This window comes from Chromatocurvus halotolerans (assembly GCF_004340525.1).
Classification (GTDB): Bacteria; Pseudomonadota; Gammaproteobacteria; order Pseudomonadales; family Halieaceae; genus Chromatocurvus; species Chromatocurvus halotolerans.
Genome location: NZ_SLWX01000011.1, coordinates 39204 through 58847, shown reverse-complemented (window position 1 = coordinate 58847; position 19644 = coordinate 39204). Strand labels below are relative to the sequence as shown.

The window sequence follows — 19644 nt, the reverse complement described above, 5'->3', positions numbered from 1 at the left end:
AAGAACAATGATGATTCGAAAGCTTCTTGCCGTCCTGCTTGCCCTTGTATTTGCCCCTTCCGGATGGGCGCAGGACTGGTGTAGCGACGTTGCTGGCGCAGATCACCCGCAGGTGCCTCGCTATGACGGATCCTGCCGTATCGCTCACGTAGAACGTGCCTATGACGAGGTCATGCTGCCGCTGGGACCTGCTGTTGAGCAAGACGGGGCATGGGTGCCCGAACAGCGCGAAACACTGGAGGGCAAGTCCACGCGCCTTATGTATCTGGCGCCCGAGGGGCGCAGTTCACTGGAGGTCTTCCGCAACTATGAGCGTTCTTTAGCCGCACGGGGCTTTGAGGTGCTTTTCTCCTGCTCTGGCAAGGAGTGTGATGTCCGGGATGGTGACAGATTGCAGGGCGTTATTCTGCCGACGGCTCGCCGGATCGGAAATGCGGGGAATCACTCTTTCACCATCTTCAATTACGGCGTGAAGGATCGCCGCTATCTCACTGCGCGCAGCGCCGACGAGCTTACCTGGGTGGGTGTTTTTCTTGCGGAGTCTGAGCACATTTTCCTGCGCACGGCGGACAAGCGACGTGTCGCCATGCATATTGATGTGCTGGAACTGGAGGCCATGGAAGAACGCATGGTAGATGCCGCTGCGCTGGCCAAGGGCATCGGCGAGAAAGGCAGTGTTACCCTCGACAACATTTATTTTGATTTTGGCGCTGCAACACTTACCGCCGAATCCGGCAATGCGATTGCCGAAGCCGCCCGCTTGCTGCAGGACAACCCGGATCTCAACATTTACGTGGTGGGCCACACCGACTCGGTAGGTGCTTACGAGGGTAACCTCACCCTGTCGCGACAAAGGGCCGAGGCCGTGGTTGAGGCATTGGCCAGCGGCAATGGCATTGATCGCGTGCGCGTGGTGCCTGCCGGCGTTGGTCCATTAGCTCCGGTAGTCAGCAACGCTACCGAGGCCGGTCGCGCGCAGAATCGGCGTGTGGAACTGGTCGCCCGATGAGCAATGCCCGCGGGTACCTCTACAATAAATCCGGGTAGCGCTCCGCATACCGACGTCCCGCCATGCTCGCGAATTCCAGCGATAAATGGTGCGGATCATAGAATGCGGGCGTGCCATCCTCCGCGGTGATGGCGCAACTCTCCAGTTGGCGGTTACGGCACAGCAACTCCACCCGGTCCACAAAATGATCTGTCAGCACCATGATGTCGCGGTACAGGGGTTGAGCCCGTGGCGCGTCAGCAAAGTAGGACACGTTGGCGGGATCCCGGCAGTCTGCGCTTGCGGCGACGCCTCGGCGTCAGGCCGGGACAGGCATTGGTGGTGCCAAAGCGAATCAGGTTGACTGTTTCCGAGTGGTAGCCGGCGTGCAGGAAGTTGAAGCCATCCGGCTCGTGGGAGTTGCCGAACACCAGCACCTGCAGGGGTCGGGTGAGGTCACAGGCGTCATGCGTTGCCAGCTAGTCGATGGGGCAGGCGCGGCGTACGTGGGTATAGCGGCGTTGCATGCCGTCTTCGATGGCCTCGTGCTCCCCAGCGCTGAAGATGCTGCCGATGTTGCGTAGGCCGCAGTGTCACGCTGGTAGAAGCGGCGCTCCACGCCGTAGTGCAGCAGCCCGCTGGCAGCAGCTGTCAGGTCAATGCCGTAGCCGGCCACAGGAGATAGAACTGCTCCTCAACCCCCAGCGACCAGGTATGCAGCAGCGGCTTGAGCTCGGAGGCGCTGTCCCAGTACCCGGCTTCACTGAAGAACAGAATATTGGAAACGCTGAACAGCGTCGCAACCGCGGAGCGCCCATAGGCGATCATGTCATAGGGTTCGAGAATGACGGCGCAGCCAAGTGTGGTGGCGAGAACCGTGGCAATCAGCGGCGGAAACAGACGGCGCACTCGCCGCGCGTAGAACTGTGTGAAGTAAAAGCGGCCTTCAGCGTGCTGCGCAAGAATAATCGACGTGATCAGGTAGCCGGAAATAACGAAGAACACATCCACGCCAACGTAGCCACCTTGGAAGCCCGGCACGCCCAGATGAAAGATCACCACGGCGAGCACGGCGATGGCGCGCAGGCCGTCGATGTCGGGGCGATAGTTCACCTGTGGTCACTCCGGCGGAAAACGCTCAAGAAAATACTCGGCCCTTGCCAGACCCTCGGGCGAGTCGTCCCATGCCCAGAAGCGGTCCGCTCGCGTGCTGCAGGTCGCGGGCACGCCGCTGGCGACGCTGTAGCGCGGCACATCCCTTGTCACCACGCTGCCCAGTGCGACCACACCGAAAGCGCCCACTCTCACGTTTTTCAGTATCGCAGCGCGCTCGCCAAGCCAGGCGTGTGGCTCGACGACGATATCGCCCGCTGGCTGGTTGATCTGGCGGCGGCTTGCCCGATCAAACACCGGGTGGCCGTCGGTATTGCGCAGAATCACGTCCCGGGCCACCACGCAGCAGTCGCCCATGACGATTCCCGGCCGGGCATCGCCGCCGCGCAGGCCGGAAACCCAGGTGCCGGGGCCGGTCACCGCCACGCTGTTGCCGATGGCGATCATGTCGTCTGGCTGGCGGGATCGCAGCGTAAGGTCGTTGAAGTCGCAGTCGCAGCCAATGAACACCGTTGCGTTATTGTTCCGCAGCGCGATGGTCAGGGAGCCTTGCAGGTTGTCGCCCAGAAAGACGCGACAGCCGCTGACATCGCCAAAGGTAATAGCCACATCGCCGGCCAGTTTACCGCGCAGGTAAATGTGGTTGTCGCGGCCCTTGCCGGACAGGTGCAACCGCGACGGGAGTGCCTGCTGGTCAACAATCGCCGGGTAGTCCGCCGGGGCAACGCTGAAATCTTCTATCAAGGAGCGGGCTGTATCGAGGATTGTCATGCGCGAAGTCTAGAGGAGGGTTTGTCGCTTGTCATCGCAAACGCTAAGCTCCGGGCCTGACACAGCACTGATTGCCCTATGCGCCACATTCTCCTGCACGGCCACATTTTCAAGAACGCGGGCTCCACGCTGGACTGGTCCCTGCGCCGCTGTTTCGGGTCGGGATTCTGCGAACACCGGGATGACGCTGCCATGCGCGAGGCGCCGCGGGATGCACTGGCCGCGGGCGTGGCGAATTCGTCGATAGTGGCACTCTCCAGCCACAATCTGCCTAGCCCGCCGCCGTCAATCGACGGTATCGCTTTCTACACCGTGTTCCTGCTGCGCCATCCCATTGAGCGTGCGCTCTCGGTCTATGCCTTTGAGCGACAGCAGCAGGCAACGACACCGGGTGCGCAGGCGGCGAAGCGCATGAACCTTCAGGACTATGTTGCCTGGCGCCTGCAGGACGAGGTACGCCCGGTTATCCGCAATTTCCAGACGCGATTTCTGGCGGGCGGCGCGGTGCGCCATGGCAGTGAGCCGTTGACATCGGACGCCGTTGCCGCTGCCCATCAGCGGCTGAAGGCGGGTGCGCCGGTGGGCCTCGTGGAGCGTTACGATGCAAGCATGATGGTGCTGGAAGCGGCGCTGCGTCCGTTTTTCCCCCAGCTGGATCTGGCCTACCTGCCGCAGAACGTGTCGCGGGGTGTGGGTCCCGCGGCAGTGGCCAATATCGCAGGAAGCGCCCGGGAACAGCTGGGCCCTCTGTGGGAGCCGCTGCTTGCGCACAATGCGCACGACCTGGCGCTATATGCAGCCGCTGGCAAGGCGCTTGACCGGCGTATCGCTACGCTTCCCGACGTTGGCCGCGACCTTGAGCAATTCCGCCAGCGCCTCGCCGCGCTGCGCCAGCAGGCATAGCATGCTGATCTCCCTGCACCTGCCGAAAACCGCCGGCACCCGCTTTCGCCGTCTGCTCGAGTCCCATTTTGTCGAGCGCCTGCTTGCCGACTACGCCGACGCCCCGCTGCATGAGACGGTTGCGGCGCGTCGGCTTCAGGCCCTGCGCGCCGGCACGGGCCTGCTGCTGCGGCCGCACAGATTGCAGGATGTTGAGGCCGTGCACGGACATTTTCTTGCCATCAAGTACAGCCTGTGGAGTGGAGGTCGCAGCTGGCGCCGCGTCACCTGGCTGCGCGATCCGGTCGAGCGGCTGGCGTCGCACTATTATTATTGGCGGCGCACCTACGAGCCGGGGCAGTCCGGAGCGCTACACCGGCGCATGCTGGAGGAGGACTGGTCGCTGGAGCGCTTCTGCCTGGGGTCGGAACTGCGCAATATCTACCGGCAGTTTCTCTGGGGGGTGCCGCTGGGGCGGTTTGATTTCGTGGGCATCACCGAGCATTTCGATGACGATATCGATGATTTTGCCCGGCGCATTCTGGGCATTGACGGTCTCTGCGCCGGTGGTGCAGACGGAGGAGCGGCCAACGTCAACCCGGCAGCACCGGAGCATTACGTGACGGATGCGTCATTGCGTGCGCGCATCGAACAGCACCACGCTGCCGATATGGCGCTGTATCGTGCGGCTTGTGCGCGTCGTCAGCGCCGGATGTTGCACGGCTGATGTGACGGATGCGCGGTGACCCCGTGTGCGATTCCGCGTGGCCGGTGCAGGCCCGCGACCGCAGCCGGACCCTTTGGTTCTTTTCCCGGCAATATTACCAATCATCAGTGCCCCGACTGTCACATATCTGTCATCCCTCTGCTTTAGGTTGTGCGTTCGGGCGAATCCCGTTCAGTCAGCAGTCGGGGGCTCGACTGCTGCTATCGACATTACGCGAATCCGGTGCGTCGGCAGGCGAGTCGGGCGCGAGCGGTTCCGCTAAATCTCAGGGAGAACACCAAATGCGAACAACCAAGATGAAACGCGGCGTGGCGAAGCCCTTGCTTGCCCGCTGCGCGCTGTACGCGTGCATTGCTACGGTCAGTCAGCAATCCATGGCCCAGATCACGTCGGCAACCGTGAACGGTGCCGTTGTGGACCAGAGTGGCAATGCCATCAGCGGCGCCACCGTCACCATCGTGCACGAGCCCACCGCGGCGACCAAGAGCAGCACCAGCGGCGATCGCGGCTCGTTTTTCCAGAGCGGCATGCGCGTGGGTGGTCCCTACACCATCACCATCAAGGCACCGGGATACCGTGAGCAGCAGGTAGAAGACCTGTACTTCCAGCCCGGCTCACAGCCAGTGCTTCGGCTTCGGCTTGAGCGAGAGGGCAGCGCTGCCATTGAAGAAGTGCTGGTCACCGCCCAGGCGATGGGTTCCGATATCGCCAATGGTGTCGGTTCGGACTACTCCGCAGAGGATATCTCCAACCAGCCGGCGACCAAGCGCGACCTTATCCGCACGCTGATCCGCGATCCGCTGGCCAATTCCCAGGGCGAGGGCAACCTGTCGGTCGCCGGTGTCAACCCGCGCTTTAACGGTCTGTCCATTGATGGCTCCCTGCAGCAGGACGACTTTGGCCTGGGCTCAAACACCTATGCCACGGCCCGATCGCCGATCAACCTTGACGCGGTGGAGTCAGCTTCTCTGCTGGCGTCGGATTACTCGGTAATTATCTCCGGTTTTACCGGCGGACTGGTCAACGTCACGACCAAATCAGGCACAAACGAGTGGGATGGTTCGGCCTTCTATTACTACCAGGACGAGAGTTTTATCGGCGACACCTTTGCCGGTGACCAGACGTTTGAGCCAGGTGAGTTCGAGGAGAAAGAGTACGGCGTTACCCTGGGCGGCCCGATTATCAAGGATCGTCTGTTTTTTTTCGCGTCTTATGACGAGTATGAATCCGCGTCGGCCAGCGACTTTCGCAACTTCGATGAAAACAATGGCATTCAGCCGGGCTTTTTTGATGCCTTGCGCCAGCTGACCATTGATACCTATGACTACGATCCTGGCACACGTCCCGGCACAGCCAATACGCCGGTAACGTCAGAACGGCTGCTGACCAAGATCGACTGGAACATCAATGCAGATCATCGCGCGTCGTTTACGTATCAGAGCACCGAGGAATTCGGCACCAGCGTGGGCGGCAATGAACTGCAGTCGGCGTGGTACGACATTCCTGTGGATTTGAAAGCCTACACCGCCCAGCTGTTCTCCGACTGGACGCCGAACCTGTCGACAACGCTGCGCGCCAACTTCAAGGAATTCGAGCGCGGGCAGATCTGTCGCGCGGGCCCTGACGTGGGTGCGATCGAACTCAACGATCTTGATCCGGAAACGCTGGCAGGCACCCCGCTTGACGGCCTGCTGACGCGTACCGGTGTTGACATCGTCATGGGCTGTGACCGCTTCCGGCATGCCAACGATTTCTCTGACGAGCGTCTGCAGCTGTTCGCATCCGCGGATTACCAGGCAGGTGATCACCTGATCACCATGGGCGGTGAGTGGGAAGAGTTTGAGCTGTTCAACGTGTTTGTGCAGAGCTCACGCGGTCGCTACCGTTTCTTCGACTTCCAGGACTTTCTCAACCGCGATGCCACCGTGGAATATCTGAATGCCAACAGCAACAATGCTGCTGACGGTGCCGCCGAATGGGGCTACGACAAGCTGGCCCTGTTCCTGCAGGACACGTGGCAGGTATCTGATGTGCTGGAAGTGACGCTGGGTATGCGCTACGAGCAGTTCGTGCAGGATGACAAGCCCCAGTTCAGCGCGGACGTGCTGCGTGATTACGGCGTCAATTCCTCCAATAACCTCGATGGTGCCGACCTCTGGCTGCCGCGAGTCGGTTTCCGCTGGGATGCTGCGCCGCGCACCACCGTGACCGGTGGCTTTGGACGTTTCGCGGGTGGTGAGCCGAAGGTGTGGATCTCCAATGCCTTCCAGCCGATTACGGTCTTTGCCCGCGGCGACTTCAGCAATGTCGACCCCTTCAATGTTCCGATGGAGCTGCAGAATCAGGTCGCTGCCGGTACGGGTATCCCGATCGACGTGATAAGCGAGGACTTCGAGCTGCCCTCGGACTGGAAGGCCTCCCTCCGCGTTGATCAGCAGTTTGATGCCAAGTTCGGCGGCATCAACTTGGGTGAGGACTACTTCGTCACTGCCCAGTACCTGTACACGCAAATGGAGGATGGCTTCCTCTGGCGCAACCTGTCCCAGACCACGCTGACGGATGCTCAGCCGCTGGGCGTCGCACCCGATGGTCGTCCGATCTACGCTGATCTGTCTGATCTTGGCATTCTTAACGTGACGGAGCTGGGCAATGCCAGCGGCGCGGAGAGTCACGTACTGAGCTTCAGCCTGGGCAAGCGTTTCGATAACGGTTTTGAATTCCAGATTGGTTATGCCTATCAGGACGTTGAAACCGTGGCCGAGGGCACCAGCTCGCGGGGCATATCGAGCTGGCGCGGCATCACTTCGCCGGATCGCAATAACCCGCAGGCGCGCACCTCGCCGTTCCAGATCGAGCATGCCTTCAAGTTCAATTTTGCTTACGAACGCGAGCTGTTCGCCGGGCTGAACACGCGCATCGATCTGTTCGGTCAGCTGCTGCACCAGGGCAACTACACCCCGACCTTTGACGTCTCCAATAGTAATTCACTGTTTGGTCGTGCAGGCGCAGGTGAGAATCCCTTCGACAATAACCCACTGTACATCCCCACTGGGGCTGGAGATTCCGCGGTGGTGTATGCCGAGGGCTTCGACCGTGACGGCTTTCTTGACTGGATAGACCGCAAGGGCCTGGGCTCAGGCATTGCCGAGGTCAACGGTGAGACGGCGAGCTGGACCAATATCTGGGACCTGCGTATCCAGCAGGAATTGCCGGGAATTCCGGGCATGGACCGCTTTGTCGGTGAGAACCGCTTCAAGCTGCAGCTGGACATCGAGAACGTGCTGAACCTGATCAACGATGAGTGGGGCCAGTTCAATAACGGACCGGGTAACAACCAGTCCGCCATTGTGCGCGCAGATCTGGTATCTGCGGCAGATCTGGCCGCTAACGGTGTTGATGGGGCGATTGCGCTCACGGGGGATGCGCCGCGCACCACTTGCGTCTCTTCCGGTGATTGCGTGTATCGCTACAATACCTTCCGTGACCTGCAGACCGGCTTTACCAGCCCGTCAAACTCGGTATACCGCATTCGCCTCGGCATCCGCATGGACTTCTGAGCCGGCCCGCAGGCATCCCGGTTCCGGGATGCCTGGTCCATTGATGAACGTTTCAGCCCCCGCAAGGGGGCTTTTTTATGCCCCGTCCGCCTGTCCGCGTTGGAGGTTCTGGAGAACGGAGGCACCCCGCGCGTCCTGTGGCACCGCCATGTTCAGATACTCGGTCAGCGTGGGTGCAATATCGATCGTTCGCACGGCCTGAATCGTCCCGGTGGGAAAGTCTGCACCGTGAGCGCAGAACACTGTTCGCATGTCGGCATCCGTTGCGGGAAAGCCGTGCCCGGACCGTAGTGCAGCGCTTTGAACGATGTCACCGCGCAGCGATGCGCTGCTGCGGAAACCGCGTTTCACGCCCCAGTACACATCGCCCCCCGCGGCGCCGCCCAGACCCAGCCCCGGGTGTGTCTCTGGCGTATAGACCGCCGTGACCGGCGATGCAGTGCCACCCTCGTCGACATCCGTCAATGCGCGGGTAATGGCCTCCACGACCGAGGCTTTCTCGTCTGCGCTTACCGTTCCCCCCAGCCACTCGTCGCTGTTGATGGTGATCCAGTAGCCGTTGGGCGAATAGGCCCGTGTCCGTGACAGGTCCAGCTCGCCGTTTTCGTCCAGCTTGAGCAGGCCGGCCTTCAGCAGGGCGACGTTGGGGTGAAACACCTGCCAGCTGGGTCGCATGCCATGATCGCCGGTAATGAAAAAAGCCGCGTCTTTCTGGTCGGCGAGCTCCATGAGATGGCCGATGCGCATATCGGTATAGCGCCAGACAGCTGCGCGGAACGCCGAGATATCGCGCGCCAGTCTGGCATCGTACATTGGTGTCGACGCGTCGAGGTAGCCCAGCACGGTGTGATCGATGGCGTCGGAAAGCGGGAAGTAGTCGAGCAGAAACTGCGCATCACCCACGCTCCAGAACCAGTCGGCGCCGCGCATGAACTGCCGCGTCACCAGCTCGGCGGTTTCCAGGAAACGCTGCTCGGCAAGGCCGTCGCCGCCGTCGACGAGTGTCGGGCCGAAGGCACCCTGGCGGTACAGGCCGATAGCGGAGTTGCCGATCCATCCGCGTACGGCGCGGTCATAGTCGGCCTGCACATCGACGGTGTTTCCCTCCACCACCTGCAGGCGCGGGTAAAACAGCATGAAGTCGCTGCCGTCATCCGCCACGTCGAACAGCCGGACGCGCATGAATACCGTGCCGTTCTCGACCGGAACGGCGAGCGCGCGGGAGAAGTGCTGTGCCAGTGACTCCCGATCCGGGGCAGGTCCGGCGGGCATGGCCTCGGCGCGGATCGCTGTCGACACCTCGGGCGCGGTGGCGATCAGCGCGGTGTCGTAACGCGACGAGCCGTACAGCAGGCCGTGAAAGACCCCGGCGGCGTTTTCAAACGTGAAGGCCTTCGGTGTGACCCCGGTTTCGAGTGACTCGAGACCGCGCCAGTCCGCCAGCGGCGTCCACGTGACCTGATCCGCCGTGACGATGGCGTCACCGGCGATCAGCCGGTTGTAGCCGTTGACCACGCTGACGTTGGGGTCGGCGAGCGCGGCCGCTGCCTCGCGCCGTCGCGCTTCCTGTTTCTCGCTGCGCGTTCCCGTGCGCGGCAGGTAGCCGGGAACGCCGGGTGACTGGGTGGTCTGATGTGCCGCAACCCGTATCCCGCTGCGCCCGGCGGCGAGCCACAGGGACTCGGCGGACAGCGGCTCGGACTGGTAGCCCGATACGGTTTCGGCAATGGTATGCGCGTCCCGCGGCAGCCGATGCTGCGAGTTTCCGGAAATGCCCGTGACATTGCCGTAGGCTCCGGTCCAGATGGCGGAGTGACCCGGGGCGGTAAGGGAGGGGAAGGCCGGCGTGGCATAGCGGGCGCAGCTGCCGTGATCAAACACCTCGAACAGGGCAGGGGCCTGTTCGGCTGTCAGCGTTTTGCGCAGGACGGCTTCGTTCAAGGCATCCACGCTGATGAGGATGGCGCGCTTCTGCGCCGGCGTGGTCTCTGCTGCGAAGGTATTCCCCGCACACACCAGGCTCGCGCACAGCACAAGCCGCGGTAATGTTTTTCTTGCCGGCCGCAATCGTCCCGGACCTGCGGTGCGCTGGTGCTTTTCTGGCATGGCTTCCTCTCGTTTGCCCCCGGCGAGCATGCTCACAGGCCGCAGAGCGGTTCATGGCTGAATGGGGACTTCAGGATAGGGGATCAATATGACGAAACAAGCGTCTGGCGATTGAGGCTTTCGGTTCTCAGGCGCGTACTTTAAGATGTACCTTGATGTGCACGTTTGCAGGCCGGGAGACGCCCCATGGTGTTGACCCAGCGGGGTCGCGGTTCTTGTTGGGGAAATCGTCAGTTGCTTTTCCGAAGAAAATCCCCGGGCCGCAGAGGCCTGGCTGGATAATGCCTTGTCCTCAGTTGTGCGTCTGGATAAGTTTCCGATGAGCGGGTGGGTTGCGCCCGAGATCGGTGTCTCTCGAATCCGTGAAATTATTCCGGGTAATCACCGCGTTATCTACAGTATGCGGCGAGACATTGAGATTCTGACGGTCCGGTCCCGCTGGCAACCGTTGACGCCGTCGGCATTGGAGCAAAACGCAAGCCAATGACTGCCGCAGACGGGGCTCCAGCAGCGGCCAGTCGGCCATCTTTCTCCCGTGCCATCCTCAACCGGCGCATGCTCATCTGCGTGTTCACGGGGCTGGCGTCGGGCATGCCGCTGTACGTGCTGATACAGCTGGTGCCGGCCTGGCTGCGGGACCAGGGCGTGTCGCTGGCGGAGATCGGCCTGTTCGCGCTGGTGGGCATGCCCTACACCTGGAAATTCGTGTGGGCGCCCTTGCTCGACCGCTTTGCGCCGATGGGCATGGGCCGGCGCCGCGGCTGGCTGATGCTCTCCCAGCTGGCGCTGGTGCTGGCGATTGGCAGCATGGGCTTTCTCGAGCCGGCGCAGAATACCGCCCTGGTGGCGGTATTCGCTGTGGCGGTGGCGTTTTTCAGTGCCAGTCAGGATGTCGCCATCGATGCCTTCCGGCGTGAGATCCTGCCGGACAGCGAGCTGGGCCTCGGTAACGCCATCCATGTGCAGGCCTACCGGATCTCCAGCCTGGTCCCGGGCTCGCTGTCGCTGATTCTCGCCGACACGCTGCCCTGGAAGACGGTCTTTCTCATAACCGCTGCCTTCATGGGCGTCGGTATCGCCATGACTCTGGCGGTGGGCGAACCGGAGAGTGCGCCGCCGAAGAAGCTGAGTATCCGGGATTCCGTGGTCGCTCCCTTTGCCGAGTACCTGTCCCGGCGCGGCTGGCATGGGGTGCTGCTGGTGCTCGGTTTCATGGTGATGTACAAGATCGGCGACAACATGGCCACGGCGCTGGCAACACCCTTTTACCTGGACATGGGTTTCAGCATGACGGAGATCGGCCTGGCCGCCAAGCACGCGGCGCTGTGGCCGGCGATTATCGGTGGCCTGCTGGGCGGTCTGGTGATGATCCGGCTCGGCATCAACCGGGCACTGTGGGTGTTCGGCGTCGTGCAGGTGGTGAGCATTTTCGGGTTCGCCGTCCTCGCCCAGCAGGGCCATGTGCTCTGGCTGCTGGCGCTGGTGATCAGCTTCGAATATCTCGGCGTCGGCATGGGCACCGCCGCTTTCACGGCCTTCATCGCCCGCGAGACCAGCCGCACCTTTGCGGCCACGCAGTTTGCCCTGTTCACGGCGCTCGCCTCCCTGCCGCGGACCTTCGCTAACGCCAGTACCGGGGTGCTGGTGGAAAACATGGGCTGGGTGACGTTTTTCCTGTTCTGCGCGGCGGTGGCCGTGCCGGGCATGCTGCTGCTGTTCTGGGTGGCGCCCTGGGGGGATGACCCGCTGCCTCGACCGCCGGATTCCGAGACACTCTAATACGATTGTGGAACCCCTGGCCATGTGCTATTTTCACAAATATTCTATTTTTGTGATTTTTGCACAGAGAGGTTCCAGTGACTGTTCAACCGGCAGGCATGGACAGGTTCCCGGCAAGAGACGCGGTTCTTGCAAAAGCCGTGCTGCGCGCGGCGGCACAGCTCGGCATGAATCAGTCGGAGCTCGGCGCTGTCCTCGGCATGCATCGAAGCGCCGTTAGCCGCCTGGGCCGAAATGGTGCTCTGGACCCCGGGACCAAGCAGGGAGAGCTGGCGCTCCTTGTGGTGCGGCTGGCGCGCGCGCTCTTTGCACTCACCGGTGGTGACGACAGCTGGATGCGTCATTTCATGCACAGCGAGAATGTGGCTACGGGAGGCGTCCCTCTGCAGCAGATAACCACAATCCAGGGGCTCGTTTCGGTGCTCACCTTCGTTGATGGTATCCGCGGCAAGCTGTGACGATCTGGTCGCAGTATCAGGGACAGGCGCATACCAGGACGCTTTCCGGAGAGCTGCATCGACTGGTGGAAAGCCAGGAGCAGGTGGCCACACTGGCTTATGTTGATACGCTGGAGGAGCAGACACTGCTCGAGTCCATGCTGGAAGACGCAAAGCCACCGCTGCCCCCGGAGACGTCCGGCTATCATTATCTTCTTGCCACGCCTTTCCGCTATCCTCCGCTGCGCTGGGGTTCCCGCTTCGGTCGCGTGCATGAGCGGGGCATTTTTTATGGTGGCCTATCAAGTCAGTCAGCGCTGGCAGAGTCGGCCTATTATCGCCTCGTCTTCTGGTATTCCATGCGCGGCACGCCTCCGCGCAATGTCCTGCGCAGTCAGCACACGCTGTTCACAGTCCGCTATCAGTGCAGGCAAGGGGTGCAACTGCAGGCGGCTCCCTTTGATGCAGCGCAGGCTGTGATTACCCATGCCGAAGACTACACGGAAACCCAGGCTCTGGGGTCGGACATGCGCGGGTCGGGCGTTGACGGGTTTGAATACGCGTCTGCCCGTGACGCCCAGGGAGGTCTCTGCGCGGGTCTGTTCACCCCGCTCGCCCTTGCGAGTCGAGAACCGGAATCGAGCAGTGAGTGGTTCTGCGAGCTGCGCGCCACTGCCGTGGCATTTCGACAGCAGCGCAGCGGCGACGTGCAGCGTTTCGCGGTGGAGGATTTCCTCGTTGGCGGGCGTCTCCCTATGCCAGCGTAAGCCGCTCCCATCCGGTCAACAGCGCCTGCGTCCCCCCGGCCATGGGGTCCACGCAGGGCAGCCCGTAGCGGTCAGACAGCGACTGCAGATAGTCGGCACGTTCCGCGCCTGGCAGGTGTGAAGTATTGACGCTGATTCCCACGCAGCGAATGGCCGGATTGGTGAGTCTGCCGATGGCCACGGTGCGCTCGATGACCTCGCCGATAGTGGGCAGCGGGATGTGCGGCCAGCCGCTCACGACGTCCCGGTGCGCCTCGTGACAGACGACAAAGGCATCCGGCTGTGAACCGATCAGCAAACCGTGGGTGACCGCCGCGTATCCCGGATGAAAGATGGCGCCCTGGCCCTCGATGATGTCCCAGTGGTCGTCGGTGTTGTCCGGTGACAGGACTTCGGCCGCGCCGGAGATGAAATCTGCCACTACACAATCGATGGGCACGCCGCTGCCGGCAATCATGATGCCGGTCTGTCCCGAGGCGCGGAAGCTGGCGTTGAGGCCTTGCGCGAGCATGTCGCGTTCGAGCTGCAGCGCGGTGTACTTCTTGCCCAGCGCACAGTCGGTGCCGACAGTCAGCAGACGCCTGCCGCGGCGCTTTCTGCCACTGCCCACGGGCAGGTCGGCGGGCGGGGTGCGCACGTCGATCAGCCTTGCGCCGCCTTCACTTGCCGCGGCCACGAGCGCGGGGATGCTGTCCAGCCGCGAGTGCAGGCCGGCAACGATGTCCATGCCACCCCGCGCGGCGCGGCACAGGGTGTCTATCCACGCCGCCGGGAGACTGCCGCCTACCAGCGCCGTACCGACAATCAGCGAGCCGGCGCCCGCGGCCATCGCCTCCTCCACGCTGAGGTCGGGCAAACCGATGCGCAGTGTGTCCGGCGTCAGGCGCAGCTGTCCGGCGCAGCGTTCCGGTCGCCAGTCGGCAATGCCCTGGCCCGTCTTGCCGTAGGTCTTGCGCGTTTCATCGCCCAGGAAGATCAGGTAGGGCGGTCGCAGCGTCAGGGTCGTCGTCATCCGGTTCAGCCCCACAATTCGACTGGAGGCGGCATGACTACGCCACCGGTATAGCTCATGGGATGGTCGCGATCCCGGCGCAGCAGCAGCGCGCCATCCAGGTCGACAAAGCGGCATTGCTGGGCGATGACGAAACCCGGCGCCATGCCGAGAGACGTGCCCACCATGTTGCCGACCATCAGGTCGATGCCGCGGTCGCGAGCCATCGCGGCAAGGCGTAGCGCCTCGGTGAGTCCGCCCGTCTTGTCCAGCTTGATATTGATCATCTGGTAGCGCTTCGCGGCCTGCTCGAACTCCGTGGTATCGAGACAGGACTCGTCGGCGCACAGGGGCAGGGGCGCCTTGTAGCCTTCCAGCTCACTGTCGGCGCCGCGCGGCAGCGGCTGCTCAATCATGGCAACGCCCAGATCCCTGAAGCGGGGGGCGAGGGCTTGCAGCTGGGCGAAGGTCCAGCCGGCGTTGACGTCCACGACAATCACCGCGTCCGGTCGCGCGGCGCGCACGGCACGGAGACGTTCGAGGGGCATGTCGTCGTTCAGCTTGACCTTGATATGGTCGGTATCCAGCGATTTTGCCACGGTCGCCATGTCCGCCGGCGACCCGATGCCCACCGTGTTGACGGTCACCACGGGCTGGATGGGAATACCCAGCATCTCCCAGACCCGTTTCCCAGCCTGTTTGGCTTCCAGGTCCCAGAGTGCAGCATCCAGGGCGTTGCGCGCGCCGCCGGCCGGCAACAGCCGCAGCAGATCGTCGCGCGAGGCGCCGTCGGCGATGGCGCCGCTGACACTCTGCGCCTGCGCGAGAAGGCTGCTGCCGGTTTCCTGCAGATAATAGATGCCCGTGGCTTCTCCCTGGCCCATCTGATCACCTTCGCAAATACTGGCGTGGAGTACCGCCACCTCACTGAACGTGTAGCCGGTAATGTGGAAAGGGCGCTTCAGCGACCAGTTCTCGACAGAGCATGTCAGTTGGCGCACGTGAGTCTCCTGTGGCGTCTGCGGCCAGTTACGCAGCGGCAGGTGATTCTCAAAGAACCGGTGCCGAATCGCAATCCCGACGGCGAGATGACTGTCCGCCAGCTGGTGTGGGCGTATGTCGTCTGCCTCGCCTGATCAATTTTCTCTGGACTCTGCGCATTAATACGTCTCATTTGGGATTGTTAACAGGAATGGTTCGCAATATTATTCGCGCCACCAATCGACTCCTCTCAGGAAAACAACATGAAACGCACACTCATGGCCGCCGCAGTCGCTGCCATCCTCCAGCCGGTGGCAGTGGTCGCCGACAGCGATCGTCTGGTGACGCTACCGGTCATCGAGGTTATCGGAAAAAGAGAAGACGCCGTGTCACGTCAGACCGGGTCGGTGGTTATCATTGATCGCGAACGCCTCGACGTGCTCTTGCCCATGTCGACGGAGGACGCGCTGCGTCGCGTTCCCGGCATCAATACCAAAAGCGAGGAGGAAACCTCGATCGTCGCCAACGTCGGTCTGCGCGGTCTGTCGGCCAGTGAGTCGAAGTCGCTTATCCTCGAGGACGGTGTCCCCGTGGCTCCCGGTCTCTTCATTGGCAATGAGCGCTATTTCAACCCGCGGATCCAGCGCGTCGATCGCATAGAGGTGCTCAAGGGCTCGGCATCCCTGCGCTACGGGCCGTCGACGATCGGCGGCGTTATCAACTACCAGACACGAACTCCGGACGAGGGCGTTGCGGTCGCGACGCGGCTGGCATCCTTCGGGACACGGGAGGCCACGATTGAGGCGGGTACGCGCTCGGAGTCCGGCGATGCCTTTGCCGGCGTCGTTGCCACCCACGCCCAGAGTGATGGTTTCATGGACAAGGGCTATGACATGAATGACCTGATGCTCAAGGCGGGCATGCAGGTCAACGACGAGCACGCGCTCGGTGTCAAATTCTCCTACCACGAGAACGATGCGAACATCTCCTATCGCGGGCTGCTGCTCGAGGACTATCGTGAGGGCAGAACCTACAATCCCGCGCCAGACGATTATTTCCTGACCGACCGTATCAGCCTCGACCTCAGCCATGAATGGCAGCTCGGCGAGCGCGCAACGCTGAAGACGCTGGCCTACTGGAGCGAGGTTACGCGGGATTACTGGCGCTACAACGTCGATACCGCTGCGTCGGACGCGGCGGGGCGCTGGGTCTATATGGATGATCTCACCGGCAACAACCGGTCCTTCGAGCGTTTTGGCGTCGAGACCCGGCTGAACCTGCAGCACAGCCTGTTCGGCATGGCCAGCGATGCCGAGTTCGGACTGCGCTTCATGCAGGAAGAATCCGACGATACGCGGATCCGCGCCACCCGCGCGGCGGATCGCACCGGTATCAATGACCGCCATCGCGTGGATTCGGCAGACAGCGTCGCGGCCTATGTGCACAACCGGATTGAGGTGACTGACAGACTGGCGGTCACCCCGGGCTTGCGTGTGGAAGCCTATAAGCAGAAGCGCGTCATCCTGACGGAGAACAACGCCTCCGAGGACACCTCCAATACGGAATTCCTCCCCGGCCTCGGCGCGACGTTTCAGATCACGGACGCTGCACAGCTGTATGGCGGTGTCTACCGGGCGTTCTCGCCTGCCTCCAACGGGGTGGCGCTGGATGGACTGACGGACCAGGACCTCGAGGGTGAGCAGTCGGTCAACTACGAACTGGGTATCCGCGGACTGCAGGGCGCGCTGAACTATGAACTGGCGCTGTTCTACATGGACTTCGAGAACCAGGTGGTTACGGGTAACACCGATCCGAACCTGTCCCAGAGCAACGCGGGTGAAACCATACATCAGGGCATGGAGCTGGTCCTGGGCTACGAACTCGGTGGCGGTTTCAGTCTCGATACCAACTTCACCTGGGTGCCGGAATCGGAATTCCGTTCAGGTCCCGACCGCGGCAATCGCCTGCCCTACGCGCCGGAGTATCTGGCGAACGCCTCGCTGAATTACAGTGACGGCGCCCTGAGTACCGCGCTCACGGCGCATTATCGGGGCGAGCAGTTCGGCGACCCGACCAATCAGGAAGCCTTCCCCGAAGGCGCTGCCGGGGGGCTGTGGGGTGGACTCATGCCGTCGTACACCCTGTTCGACGCCATGGCCCGGTACACGGTCAACCGCCAGCTGACGGTGTTCGGTGCCGTGAAGAATATCGGGGACCGGCGCTATATCACCGGCCTGCGCCAGGGCATTTACGTGGGGCCCGAGCGCAGCTTCGAAGTCGGTTTGCGCTACCAGCTCTGATGGCGGATCAGACGCCGTAGCGACGCAGGTCGATACGGCCGTTCGCATCGGGAATTACGCCCTCGCCGAGAAGTCTGTCCCACTGCTCCCGGGCAGCCTTGCTGCCCTGTGGTATGGCAATCCGCCCCTGTGCATTGATCACCCGATACCAGGGAATCTGGCTGTCCGGGGGCAGCGCTCCCAGCGCGCGACCGACGCGTCTGGCGCCCCGCGGCAGACCGGCGGCGTTGGCGACGGCGCCATAGGTGCTCACACGCCCGGCGGGAATGGCGGCAACGGCAAGCCAGATGCGTTCATTGAGACTGGCCGGATCAGTCATATCCACCCGCTCATCAGTCCGAGGCCAATCACCAGCATCATCATGGAGACCGTCAGGCGCACGGCGGACATGGTGACTTTTTTCAGCAGTCGCCGCCCGAGCAGCGAGCCCGCGCAGGCGCACAGCGTCCCCACCAGCACCGGCCAGAGCAGCGGGCCGTCGGGTCCAGAGCCGCTGGCGAGGAGGCCGCTGCCATAGATCGACAGTCGCGCGGCATCCACGATCACGGCGCAGACGATACCGGTGGCGATGAAGGCCTGCTTGGGCAGGCCGGTCTTCAGCAGAAAGGCGGAGCGGAAGGCTCCCTGGTGTCCGGAGAGCCCGCCGAAGAAACCCGACAGCAGGCCACCGACCGGCAGCCAGCGAGGCGCTACCGCCAGTGCCTGGAAGCGCGGCCAAAGCTCCAGCAGCGCAAAAGCGGCGATCAGCAGGCCGATCACAACGTTCAGCGGCGCCACCGCCAGCTCGCGTCCAGCCACCGTGTAGGAGAACCAGGGCCGCACCCCACTGATCGACTGCAGCAGCCCGGCACCGGCGAAGGCCGCCAGCATTGCCGGTATGCCGAAGGCGGCTACAACCCGCCAGCTGGCATCGCGCACCGTCAGGCCAAGCTTGAACAGGTTGTTTACCACGTGCACCACCGCCGTGGCGGCAATCGCCAGCGGCAGGGGGAAGAACAGGGCAAACACCGGCGTCATCAGTGTGCCGACGCCAAAGCCGGAGAAGAAAGTCAGTGTCGCAGCTAACAGCGCCGCGGTGCCGATCACGAGCAGTTCCATGGGCAACGCCGCTCCTGTCCCGGGTTGCGGGGGCGAAAAGGCGGCAACCGTAGCAGCCTTTCATGCGGGTGCAAACTGTGCCAGAGGACGCGCCTCGCATGGCCTGCGCTTGAAAAGCCTTTTTGAGCCCCCATACTGAGGGGATGAGATACGTAATACTGTTGATGCCCTGGCTGGAATTACTGACGCTGATCCAGCTGGGTGTGGCTGTAGGCGCGCTGACCGCGCTGGCCTACGTCTTTCTGACTCTGGTCGCCGGCATCATGCTGCTGCGCTTCCAGGGGCGGGACATGTTCATGCGGCTGCGCGAGGCGCAGGATGGCCGGATTTTCGGACCGCAGATTCTCGTGGATGACATGGCGGTGGGGCTCGCGGCGCTGCTGCTCATGATTCCCGGTCTGATCACCGACGTCGCCGCACTGCTGGTGCTGTTCGGGCCGCTGCGTCGTCGCGTGTCACGCTGGCTGTTCGGGGGCGGGTCGGCCACGGGACCGGAATCCCGGGGGCCCGATCAGCCGGGTCCGGAAGCGCCCGCCACCATTGAAGGTGAATACCGTCGGGTCGATGAAGAAAAGCGCTAGCTGTCTGTTTCCAGAGCGATAATGCCTGCTTCCGGTGAATGGCACTGCACACCCGCGAGCCGCAGCTTTCACCGTTCCTCCAGCACGCTTCACAGCCCCTGTCGAAAACTTTTTTAGCACTCTCGCAAAAAGAGTGCTAATTCTCTCTTGAATTCCCTGCCGACCACCCCAATACACTGCGCAGGCCCCGATGGGGGAGTTGATAACACTGAATGAACTGGAGATCGTAATCCATGAAAATCCGTCCGCTGTACGACCGCGTGGTCGTTCGTCGCAAGGAAGAAGAAGAGAAAACCTCCGGAGGCATCGTGCTGCCGGGTTCAGCCAAGGAAAAGCCGAACCAGGGTGAGGTAGTCGCAGTTGGTGACGGCAAGGTACTGGACAACGGCGAGCAGCGCCCGGTTGCAGTCAAGGTGGGTGACACCGTGGTCTTCGGTCAGTACGCCGGCAGCAACACTATCAAGATTGAAGGCGAAGAGCTGATCATCATGAGCGAGAGCGAGCTTTACGCTGTCGTCGAGTAAGTGTGGATAAGCACGACTCACCACCAATCAATCGCAAACAGT

The 19644-nt window shown here is 62.5% G+C and carries 20 protein-coding genes; 12 read left to right on the top strand and 8 right to left on the bottom strand.

The features are described 5' to 3' along the window. The first annotated feature begins 7 nt into the window (after positions 1-7). Complete coding sequence (locus tag EV688_RS12450; RefSeq protein WP_117318920.1) at positions 8-1009, top strand: OmpA family protein; 1002 nt, start codon at positions 8-10, stop codon at positions 1007-1009. A 19-nt stretch (positions 1010-1028) separates the two neighbouring features. On the opposite strand, the gene EV688_RS12445 is transcribed toward EV688_RS12450, so the two are convergent. Continuing rightward, positions 1029-1262 carry a hypothetical protein gene (locus EV688_RS12445; RefSeq protein WP_117318919.1) on the bottom strand — a complete coding sequence of 78 codons (234 nt, stop codon included), beginning with the start codon at positions 1260-1262 and terminating at the stop codon, positions 1029-1031. A 112-nt stretch (positions 1263-1374) separates the two neighbouring features. On the opposite strand from EV688_RS12445, the gene EV688_RS12440 reads away from it, so the two are divergent. Further along, positions 1375-1572: a hypothetical protein gene (locus tag EV688_RS12440; protein WP_131917646.1), complete on the top strand. Its 198-nt coding sequence runs from the start codon at positions 1375-1377 to the stop codon at positions 1570-1572. Between the two features lie 67 nt (positions 1573-1639). Here the strand turns inward: EV688_RS12440 and EV688_RS12435 are convergent, their stop codons facing one another. Both EV688_RS12435 and EV688_RS12430 read right to left on the bottom strand, forming a co-directional pair. Further along, entirely contained in the window at positions 1640-2101 is a 462-nt protein-coding gene (locus tag EV688_RS12435; protein WP_117318917.1) for an acyltransferase family protein, read from the bottom strand. 6 nt (positions 2102-2107) lie between these two features. Then, positions 2108-2872, bottom strand: coding sequence for an acyltransferase (locus tag EV688_RS12430; protein ID WP_117318916.1), 765 nt, complete (start codon positions 2870-2872; stop codon positions 2108-2110). 78 nt (positions 2873-2950) lie between these two features. Between EV688_RS12430 and EV688_RS17450 the strand changes: the two genes are divergently transcribed. The 3 genes from EV688_RS17450 (at position 2951) to EV688_RS12420 (ending at position 8038) form a co-directional block, all read left to right on the top strand. Next, positions 2951-3775, top strand: a complete 825-nt coding sequence (locus EV688_RS17450) for a hypothetical protein (RefSeq protein WP_162883948.1) — start codon at positions 2951-2953, stop codon at positions 3773-3775. A 1-nt stretch (position 3776) separates the two neighbouring features. Then, positions 3777-4481 (top strand): sulfotransferase family protein, encoded by a 705-nt coding sequence (locus EV688_RS12425; RefSeq protein WP_162883947.1) that lies wholly within the window; start codon positions 3777-3779, stop codon positions 4479-4481. 281 nt (positions 4482-4762) lie between these two features. Beyond that, entirely contained in the window at positions 4763-8038 is a 3276-nt protein-coding gene (locus EV688_RS12420; RefSeq protein ID WP_162883946.1) for a TonB-dependent receptor, read from the top strand. 75 nt (positions 8039-8113) lie between these two features. Here the strand turns inward: EV688_RS12420 and EV688_RS12415 are convergent, their stop codons facing one another. Continuing rightward, positions 8114-10144, bottom strand: coding sequence for an alkaline phosphatase family protein (locus EV688_RS12415; RefSeq protein ID WP_162883945.1), 2031 nt, complete (start codon positions 10142-10144; stop codon positions 8114-8116). A gap of 226 nt (positions 10145-10370) precedes the next feature. Between EV688_RS12415 and EV688_RS17905 the strand changes: the two genes are divergently transcribed. From EV688_RS17905 to EV688_RS12395, 4 genes are all read left to right on the top strand, one after another. Continuing rightward, complete coding sequence (locus EV688_RS17905) at positions 10371-10631, top strand: type II toxin-antitoxin system RelE/ParE family toxin (RefSeq protein WP_117318912.1); 261 nt, start codon at positions 10371-10373, stop codon at positions 10629-10631. Then, positions 10628-11923 carry an AmpG family muropeptide MFS transporter gene (locus EV688_RS12405; RefSeq protein ID WP_240624404.1) on the top strand — a complete coding sequence of 432 codons (1296 nt, stop codon included), beginning with the start codon at positions 10628-10630 and terminating at the stop codon, positions 11921-11923. The genes EV688_RS17905 and EV688_RS12405 overlap by 4 nt, the downstream gene beginning before the upstream one ends. Before the next feature lie 77 nt (positions 11924-12000). Further along, positions 12001-12381, top strand: a complete 381-nt coding sequence (locus EV688_RS12400; protein WP_240624403.1) for an MbcA/ParS/Xre antitoxin family protein — start codon at positions 12001-12003, stop codon at positions 12379-12381. Continuing rightward, entirely contained in the window at positions 12378-13127 is a 750-nt protein-coding gene (locus EV688_RS12395; protein ID WP_117318910.1) for an RES family NAD+ phosphorylase, read from the top strand. The genes EV688_RS12400 and EV688_RS12395 overlap by 4 nt, the downstream gene beginning before the upstream one ends. Here EV688_RS12395 and EV688_RS12390 read toward each other — a convergent pair. Further along, positions 13114-14139 (bottom strand): N-acetyltransferase DgcN family protein, encoded by a 1026-nt coding sequence (locus EV688_RS12390; RefSeq protein ID WP_117318947.1) that lies wholly within the window; start codon positions 14137-14139, stop codon positions 13114-13116. The two genes, EV688_RS12395 and EV688_RS12390, sit on opposite strands and share 14 nt — an antisense overlap. 5 nt (positions 14140-14144) lie before the next feature. Next, positions 14145-15119, bottom strand: coding sequence for an N-acetyl-D-Glu racemase DgcA (gene dgcA, locus EV688_RS12385; protein WP_117318909.1), 975 nt, complete (start codon positions 15117-15119; stop codon positions 14145-14147). 243 nt (positions 15120-15362) lie between these two features. On the opposite strand from dgcA, the gene EV688_RS12380 reads away from it, so the two are divergent. Continuing rightward, positions 15363-17399, top strand: coding sequence for a TonB-dependent receptor family protein (locus EV688_RS12380; protein ID WP_117318908.1), 2037 nt, complete (start codon positions 15363-15365; stop codon positions 17397-17399). 7 nt (positions 17400-17406) lie between these two features. Here EV688_RS12380 and EV688_RS12375 read toward each other — a convergent pair whose 3' ends face one another. Together EV688_RS12375 and EV688_RS12370 are read right to left on the bottom strand one after the other, a co-directional pair. After that, the gene (locus EV688_RS12375; protein ID WP_117318907.1) at positions 17407-17718 is read right to left on the bottom strand and encodes an MGMT family protein; all 312 of its coding nucleotides are present in this window, start codon (positions 17716-17718) and stop codon (positions 17407-17409) included. Next, complete coding sequence (locus EV688_RS12370; protein ID WP_117318906.1) at positions 17715-18497, bottom strand: sulfite exporter TauE/SafE family protein; 783 nt, start codon at positions 18495-18497, stop codon at positions 17715-17717. Before EV688_RS12370 ends, EV688_RS12375 begins: the two co-directional genes overlap by 4 nt. Before the next feature lie 143 nt (positions 18498-18640). Here EV688_RS12370 and EV688_RS12365 point away from each other — a divergent pair, with 143 nt between their 5' ends. Both EV688_RS12365 and groES read left to right on the top strand, forming a co-directional pair. Continuing rightward, the gene (locus tag EV688_RS12365) at positions 18641-19078 is read left to right on the top strand and encodes an FxsA family protein (RefSeq protein ID WP_240624402.1); all 438 of its coding nucleotides are present in this window, start codon (positions 18641-18643) and stop codon (positions 19076-19078) included. 233 nt (positions 19079-19311) lie between these two features. Beyond that, positions 19312-19602, top strand: coding sequence for a co-chaperone GroES (gene groES / locus EV688_RS12360; RefSeq protein WP_117318904.1), 291 nt, complete (start codon positions 19312-19314; stop codon positions 19600-19602). The last annotated feature ends 42 nt before the right edge of the window (positions 19603-19644 follow it).